The sequence below is a fragment of the Streptomyces sp. NPDC047022 genome (assembly GCF_040644155.1).
In the GTDB taxonomy this organism is placed as follows: Bacteria; Actinomycetota; Actinomycetes; order Streptomycetales; family Streptomycetaceae; genus Streptomyces.
Window position 1 is genome coordinate 1 of the sequence record NZ_JBEYVV010000072.1, and the last position, 5,887, is coordinate 5,887.

The 5,887-nt window shown below is 73.6% G+C and carries 6 protein-coding genes and 1 pseudogene; 5 read left to right on the forward strand and 2 right to left on the reverse strand.

Features of this window, described 5'->3' with window-relative positions; all coding sequences use genetic code 11:
* Positions 1 to 201: 201 nt before the first annotated feature.
* From ABZ845_RS31585 to ABZ845_RS31605, 5 genes are all read left to right on the forward strand, one after another.
* A complete protein-coding gene (locus tag ABZ845_RS31585) occupies positions 202 to 1,734 on the forward strand; it encodes an FAD-dependent monooxygenase (protein WP_360986884.1) in 1,533 nt (510 codons plus the stop codon).
* Positions 1,731 to 2,660 (forward strand): alpha/beta hydrolase, encoded by a 930-nt coding sequence (locus ABZ845_RS31590; protein WP_360986872.1) that lies wholly within the window; start codon positions 1,731 to 1,733, stop codon positions 2,658 to 2,660. Before ABZ845_RS31585 ends, ABZ845_RS31590 begins: the two co-directional genes overlap by 4 nt.
* Positions 2,657 to 2,962 (forward strand): acyl carrier protein, encoded by a 306-nt coding sequence (locus ABZ845_RS31595; protein WP_360986875.1) that lies wholly within the window; start codon positions 2,657 to 2,659, stop codon positions 2,960 to 2,962. The genes ABZ845_RS31590 and ABZ845_RS31595 overlap by 4 nt, the downstream gene beginning before the upstream one ends.
* Positions 2,963 to 3,079: 117 nt before the next feature.
* On the forward strand, positions 3,080 to 4,609 hold the full coding sequence (locus ABZ845_RS31600; RefSeq protein WP_360986887.1) for an acyl-CoA carboxylase subunit beta: 1,530 nt from the start codon (positions 3,080 to 3,082) through the stop codon (positions 4,607 to 4,609).
* Between the two features lie 14 nt (positions 4,610 to 4,623).
* Entirely contained in the window at positions 4,624 to 4,893 is a 270-nt protein-coding gene (locus ABZ845_RS31605) for an acyl-CoA carboxylase subunit epsilon (protein ID WP_360986878.1), read from the forward strand.
* 82 nt (positions 4,894 to 4,975) lie between these two features.
* On the opposite strand, the gene ABZ845_RS31610 is transcribed toward ABZ845_RS31605, so the two are convergent.
* Positions 4,976 to 5,764, reverse strand: coding sequence for a 4'-phosphopantetheinyl transferase superfamily protein (locus ABZ845_RS31610; RefSeq protein ID WP_360986881.1), 789 nt, complete (start codon positions 5,762 to 5,764; stop codon positions 4,976 to 4,978).
* An 8-nt stretch (positions 5,765 to 5,772) separates the two neighbouring features.
* Positions 5,773 to 5,887 (reverse strand): annotated as a pseudogene (locus tag ABZ845_RS31615) (cyclase); the annotation flags it as partial.

Below are 5,887 nucleotides of genomic sequence, written 5' to 3' on the forward strand. Positions count from 1 at the left end.
GAAGGCGATTAGGCTCGGCGGGTAAGCCGCCCCCTGCCACGTGAGGTACCGATGAGCGAGCGACTCCAGCCCGGCGGAGCCACCCGCCGGACCCCGGACCGCACGGCGGCGCGCCGCACCCACCCACCGCCACCGCGCGGACGACAGCACGAGGAACCGCGCGACGAACGGCACGAGGAACCGCACAAGGAGAGGATTCGCATGGACGCCAAGACCGACGCGGACGTCGTCGTCATCGGCGCCGGGCCCGCCGGGCTGATGCTGGCCGGAGAGCTGCGGCTGGGCGGGGCGAGCGTCATCGTCGCCGAGAGGCTGGAGCGGCCGACCGGCCAGTCACGGGGGCTGGGGTTCACCGCCCGCGCGCTCGAGACGTTCGACCAGCGCGGACTCGTCCCCCGTTTCGGGGGCCTGGAGACCAGCCCCATGGGGCACTTCGGCGGGGTGCAGTTCGACTACACCGTGCTCGAGGACGCGCACTTCGGGGCCCGGGGCATCCCGCAGTCCCGGACGGAGACCGTGCTGGAGGAGTGGGCCCGCGAACTGGGCGCCGACATCCGGCGCGGCTGGGAGTTCCAGGACCTGGAGCAGGACGCGGACGGTGTCACCGTCACCCTGCTGAGCCCCGGCGGGGAGCGGCGACTGCGTGCCGCGTACCTGGTCGGCGCCGACGGCGGGCACAGCGCGGTGCGCCGGGCGGGCGGCTTCGACTTCCCGGGCACCCCCGCCACCCGGGGCATGTACCTGGCCGACGTGACCGGCGTGTCCATCCGCCCGCGTCCGCTCGGCGAGCGTCTGGACGGCGGCATGGTGATGGCCGCGCCGCTGGCCGAGGGCGTGGACCGCATCATCGTGTGCGAGCACGGCACCCCGCCGCCCGGCCGCAGCGAGACCCCCGAGTTCGCCGAGGTCGCCGCCGCCTGGCAGCGTCTGACGGGCGAGGACATCTCCGGCGGGGGCGCCGACTGGGTCAGCTCCTTCACCGACGCCACCCGCCAGGTCACCGAGTACCGCCGGGGCCGGGTCCTGCTCGTCGGCGACGCCGCCCACATCCATCTGCCGGCCGGCGGCCAGGGGCTGAGCACCGGCGTCCAGGACGCCGCCAACCTCGGCTGGAAGCTGGCGGCCGCCGTGCGCGGCCAGGCTCCCGGGAGCCTGCTGGACACGTACCACGCCGAACGCCACCCGGTGGGCGCCGCGCTGCTGAGCAACACGGTGGCCCAGGGCACGGTGTTCCTCGGCGGTCCCGAATCCCAGCCGCTGCGCGATCTGTTCGCCGAGCTGATCGGTATAGACGCGGTCAAGCGGTACCTGGCGGGCCGGGTCAGCCACCTCGACATCCGCTACCGGATCGGCACGCCCGACGTGCATCCGCTGGTCGGCCGCCGACTGCCGCCCCGGCGGATCAGGACCGCCACCGGCGAGGTACGCACCCCCGAACTGCTGCACCCGGCCCAGGGCGTGCTGCTGGACCTGGCCGACGCTCCGGCGGTGCGCGAGGCGGCGGCCGGCTGGAAGGACCGGGTCGTCACCGTCACCGGCGCTCCCCTCGAGGCGGACGCCTTCGGCGGTGCCGCGGCACTGCTGGTCCGGCCCGACGGCCATGTCGCCTGGGCGGGATCCGACGCCGAGACGCTGCGGGCCGCGCTGTCGCGCTGGTTCGGCGCCCAGGAGACCACGGGCGGGTCCGAGACCACCGGCGGCTCCGAGGCCACCGGTATACCGGAGTCCGTATGAGCACCCCCGGCGCCCTGCGCGCCACTCCCGGCGCGACCTCCCCGGGGGTGCGGCCCATCACCGTACCGGCCGGCTCCCTCACGCTGTCCGCCCTGATCGCCGAGCCCGCCGGACCGCCCCGGGCCACCGTCGTCGCGGTGCCCGGCGGCGGCACGGGCGCCGGGTACTTCGACGGCCAGGCCCACCCCGACATCTCCCTGCTCGCCCTCGGCGCCCGGCTCGGCTACACCATGATCTCCGTCGACCGCCCCGGCTACGGGCTGTCCGCCGCACAGGCGCCGAGCGGCCAGACCCTCGCCGAGCAGTCCGCCGCGCTGCGCCACGCGCTGGCCCATCTCGCCGGCCGATACCGCACCGGGGCGGGTGTGTTCCTGCTCGCGCACTCCTTCGGCGGCAAGCTCGCCCTGACCTATGCCGCGGACGAACCCGACCCGGCCGCGCCCCGTCTGCTCGGCCTGGACATCTCCGGGCTGGGCCGGGACTACGCCGTGGACCCCGGCGTCCTGGACGACCCGCACCAGCACGGCCAGTGGAAGCGGAACTGGGGTGCGCTGCGCTTCTATCCGCCGGACACCTTCACCAAGGCCGCGGCCGTGGTCGCGCCGATGCCGGTGCGCGAACGCGCGGAGGCCAGGAACTGGCCGCTGCGGTTCGCCGCCGCGGCGGGGCGGGTGCGGGTGCCGGTGCGGCTGACGTTCGCCGAACGGGAACTGTGGTGGCGGCACGACGAGGACGCCGTGGCCGACCTGACCTCCCGTTTCACCGAGGCGCCCGTCGTCCGGGTCGACCGCCAGCCCGGCGCCGGGCACAACATCAGCCTGGGCTGGGCCGCACGGTCGTACCACCTGAAGGCGCTGGCCTTCTTCGAGGAGTGCCGCACCCGCCTGGCCGAGGGCCGCGCCACCACGGAAGGGCGGCAGCCATGACCGGGAACACCCCGCACGGCAGGTTCGGGGGGCTCCCCGACCCGGCCACCCTGCGCGCCATGAGCCCGGACCTGCGCAGCCGCGTCATCGGCCGCTGTCTGCGGCTGGAGGTGCAGCACCTGCTCGCGGTCCCCCCGGCCCACCGGGTCTTCCCCGATCGGCCGCTGCGCGACCAGGGACTGGACCGGCTGGGGGCCCTGCTTCTGCAGCGGCGGATCCGATGCGTACTGCGCCGGGAGGTCTCCAGCGAAGTCCTGCGCGCGAGCACCGTGGGTCAACTCGTCGACCTGCTCGCCTGCTGAACCCGAACTCCACCACCCACTCGGACCGGAACCGGAACCACCACGAACCACCACGACGCGAAGACGGAGAAGCCACTCATGGTGCTCGCACCGCCCACCGAACGCCCCGGTCCGCTCATGGAGCTGGCCGCACGCAAGGGTCTGGCCCGCGAAGGGGACGACCCGAGGGCCACCGAACGCCAGCATGCCAAGGGCAAGCTGACCGCGCACGAGCGCATCGAACTGCTGCTGGACAAGGGCAGCTTCACCGAGGTCGAACCACTGCGCCGGCACCGTGCCACCGGCTTCGGCCTGGAGGCGAGGAAGCCCTTCGGCGACGGCGTCGTCACCGGCTGGGGCATGGTCGAGGGCCGCACGGTGTTCGTGTACGCCCATGACTTCCGGGTCTTCGGCGGCGCGCTCGGCGAGGCCCACGCCACCAAGATCCACAAGATCATGGACATGGCCATCGCGGCCGGAGCGCCGCTCGTGTCCCTCAACGACGGCGCGGGCGCCCGTATCCAGGAGGGCGTCTCGGCGCTGGCCGGTTACGGCGGCATCTTCCGGCGCAACACCCGCGCCTCCGGCGTCATCCCGCAGATCAGCGTGATGCTCGGACCGTGCGCGGGCGGGGCCGCCTACAGCCCCGCCCTGACCGATTTCGTCTTCGCCGTCCGTGACATCTCCCAGATGTTCATCACCGGCCCCGACGTAGTGCGCGCCGTCACCGGGGAGGAGATCAGCCAGAACGGGCTCGGCGGCGCGGACGTCCACGGCGCCACCTCCGGGGTCGCGCACTTCGTCTACGACGACGAGGAGACCTGCCTCGCGGAGGTGCGCTACCTGCTGTCCCTGCTGCCGTCCAACAACCGGGAACTGCCGCCCGTGAACCACTGCGGCGACCCGGCCGACCGTCCCGGCGACGCCCTGCTCGACATCGTCCCGGCCGACGGCAACCGCTCCTACGACGTCCGCGCGGTGATCGAGGAGCTCGTCGACGAGGGCGAGTACGTGGAGGTGCACGCCTCCTGGGCGCCGAACATCGTGTGCGCGCTGGCTCGCGTCGACGGCCGTACCGTCGGCGTCGTCGCCAACCAGCCCTCCTCCATGGCGGGCGTCCTGGACATCAGGGCGAGCGAGAAGGGCGCGCGGTTCGTGCAGTTCTGCGACGCCTTCAACATCCCCCTGGTCACCCTGGTGGACGTGCCCGGCTTCCTGCCGGGGGTGGACCAGGAGCACGAGGGCATCATCCGGCGCGGCGCCAAACTGCTGTACGCGTACTGCAACGCGACCGTGCCGCGGGTGTCGGTGGTGCTGCGCAAGGCGTACGGCGGTGCCTACATCGTGATGGACTCACGCTCCATCGGCGCCGATGTCGCCCTGGCCTGGCCGGCCAACGAGATCGCGGTGATGGGCGCGGAGGGTGCGGCGAACGTCGTCTTCCGCCGGGAGATCGCCGCCTCGGACGACCCGGAGGCCACCCGCCTGGAGAAGATCGACCAGTACCGGCGTGAGCTCGTGCACCCGTACTACGCCGCCGAGCGCGGGCTGGTCGACGATGTCATCGACCCGCGCGACACACGCTCGGTCCTGGCACGCTCGCTGGCCATGCTCGCCTCCAAGCACGCCGACCTGCCGTGCCGCAAGCACGGCAACCCGCCCCAGTGAGCGACGGAGGAGCCATGACCGGGGAGACCCTCAAGGACCAGGAGGAGGACGCCGCGCGCGGGGCGGCCGGCACGGGCCGTGCCGAACCCTGGCTGCGCATCGAGCGCGGCTGCCCCACGCCCGAGGAACTGGCCGCGCTCACCGCCGTGCTGCTGACGCGCACCGCGGCGGCCGGCGCCCTGCCGGACGACCTGGCCCGCAGGCAGCAGGCGGTCGCCCTGTGGAAGCGCCCGGAACGCACCTCGGTCTTCGAGGGGCCGCGCAGCTGGCGGGCGGTGGCCTGACGGCCAGGGGCGCGCACGGGGTCGGAGAAGGGCCGCGGAGTTCTGCTGAACTCCGCGGCCCTTGTTCGTGAGTGGTGCTCTCTCACCTGCCTTCCGGCATCGTGTGAGGGTCCCTGAGCATCGAGCGCAGACCCGGTGGCAGCGCCTGGAGCCGCTCCACCGCGTCCAGGCCGTAGAGGTACTCGGCTCCCACCGCGCGCATCACGACCTGCCGGTCGCCCGATCCCAGCAGAGCCGCCGCCCCGACATGTGTGGGGCACAGCGGCAGATTGCCCACCATCCAGCCGGGCGGACGGGCCGCAAGACCGCCCTCGCCCAGGTAGTCGCGGTCGGCGCCCCGGGCCAGCCCGGTGCCGAGTCCCTTCAGATACGCCTCCTTGCGCGCCCACAGCCTCCCGAAGGCCGCCGTGCGATCGGCTTCGCGCAGCCCGGAAAGCTCCCGCCGCTCCGCGGGATGCAGGGTCGGCAGGCACACTTCGGCGGTCCCGGGCGACGGGACGCGCTGCACATCCGCGCCGACACGGCTCTGGGCCACCACGACGAGCGCGAGACCGTGGCTGTGCGAGAGCGAGAACTGCGGTGCGCCGGGCACCCCGAGCACGACCGGACGCCCGTGCCGCTCCCCGCCGCCGCCATGGCGCTCACCGCCGAGGCTGATGCGGTGCGGGGCGAGCCCCGTGTACACGGCGAGGACCCGGCGCAGTCCCACATGCGCCGCGATGTACATCTGCCGGTCCTCGGGCCGCCGGTATGCCTCGGCCCTTCTGCGCTCGCGGTCGTCCAGTTCGTGGCCCGGTACGTCGCGGGGCGAGTCGGGCGGCGGCAGCAGCCACACGTCCAGCTCGCCCCGGCCCACGGCGAGCGGTCTCACGGCCTGTTTCAACGTCCGCCCTCCGCATACGCCTTGGCGTGGTGGAGGGTGGCGCGGCTGTTGGTGGAGAGGGCTTCTTGTACGTAGTTCCTGGCGTCGTCGAGGGTGGCGTGGGTGCCGAGG

What these genes read in the sequence shown, in the direction of transcription:
- ABZ845_RS31585 (WP_360986884.1), top strand. Translation starts at nt 202, where the DNA reads ATGGACGCCAAGACCGACGCGGACGTCGTCGTCATCGGCGCCGGGCCC.
- ABZ845_RS31590 (WP_360986872.1), top strand. Translation starts at nt 1,731, where the DNA reads ATGAGCACCCCCGGCGCCCTGCGCGCCACTCCCGGCGCGACCTCCCCG.
- ABZ845_RS31595 (WP_360986875.1), top strand. Translation starts at nt 2,657, where the DNA reads ATGACCGGGAACACCCCGCACGGCAGGTTCGGGGGGCTCCCCGACCCG.
- ABZ845_RS31600 (WP_360986887.1), top strand. Translation starts at nt 3,080, where the DNA reads ATGGAGCTGGCCGCACGCAAGGGTCTGGCCCGCGAAGGGGACGACCCG.
- ABZ845_RS31605 (WP_360986878.1), top strand. Translation starts at nt 4,624, where the DNA reads ATGACCGGGGAGACCCTCAAGGACCAGGAGGAGGACGCCGCGCGCGGG.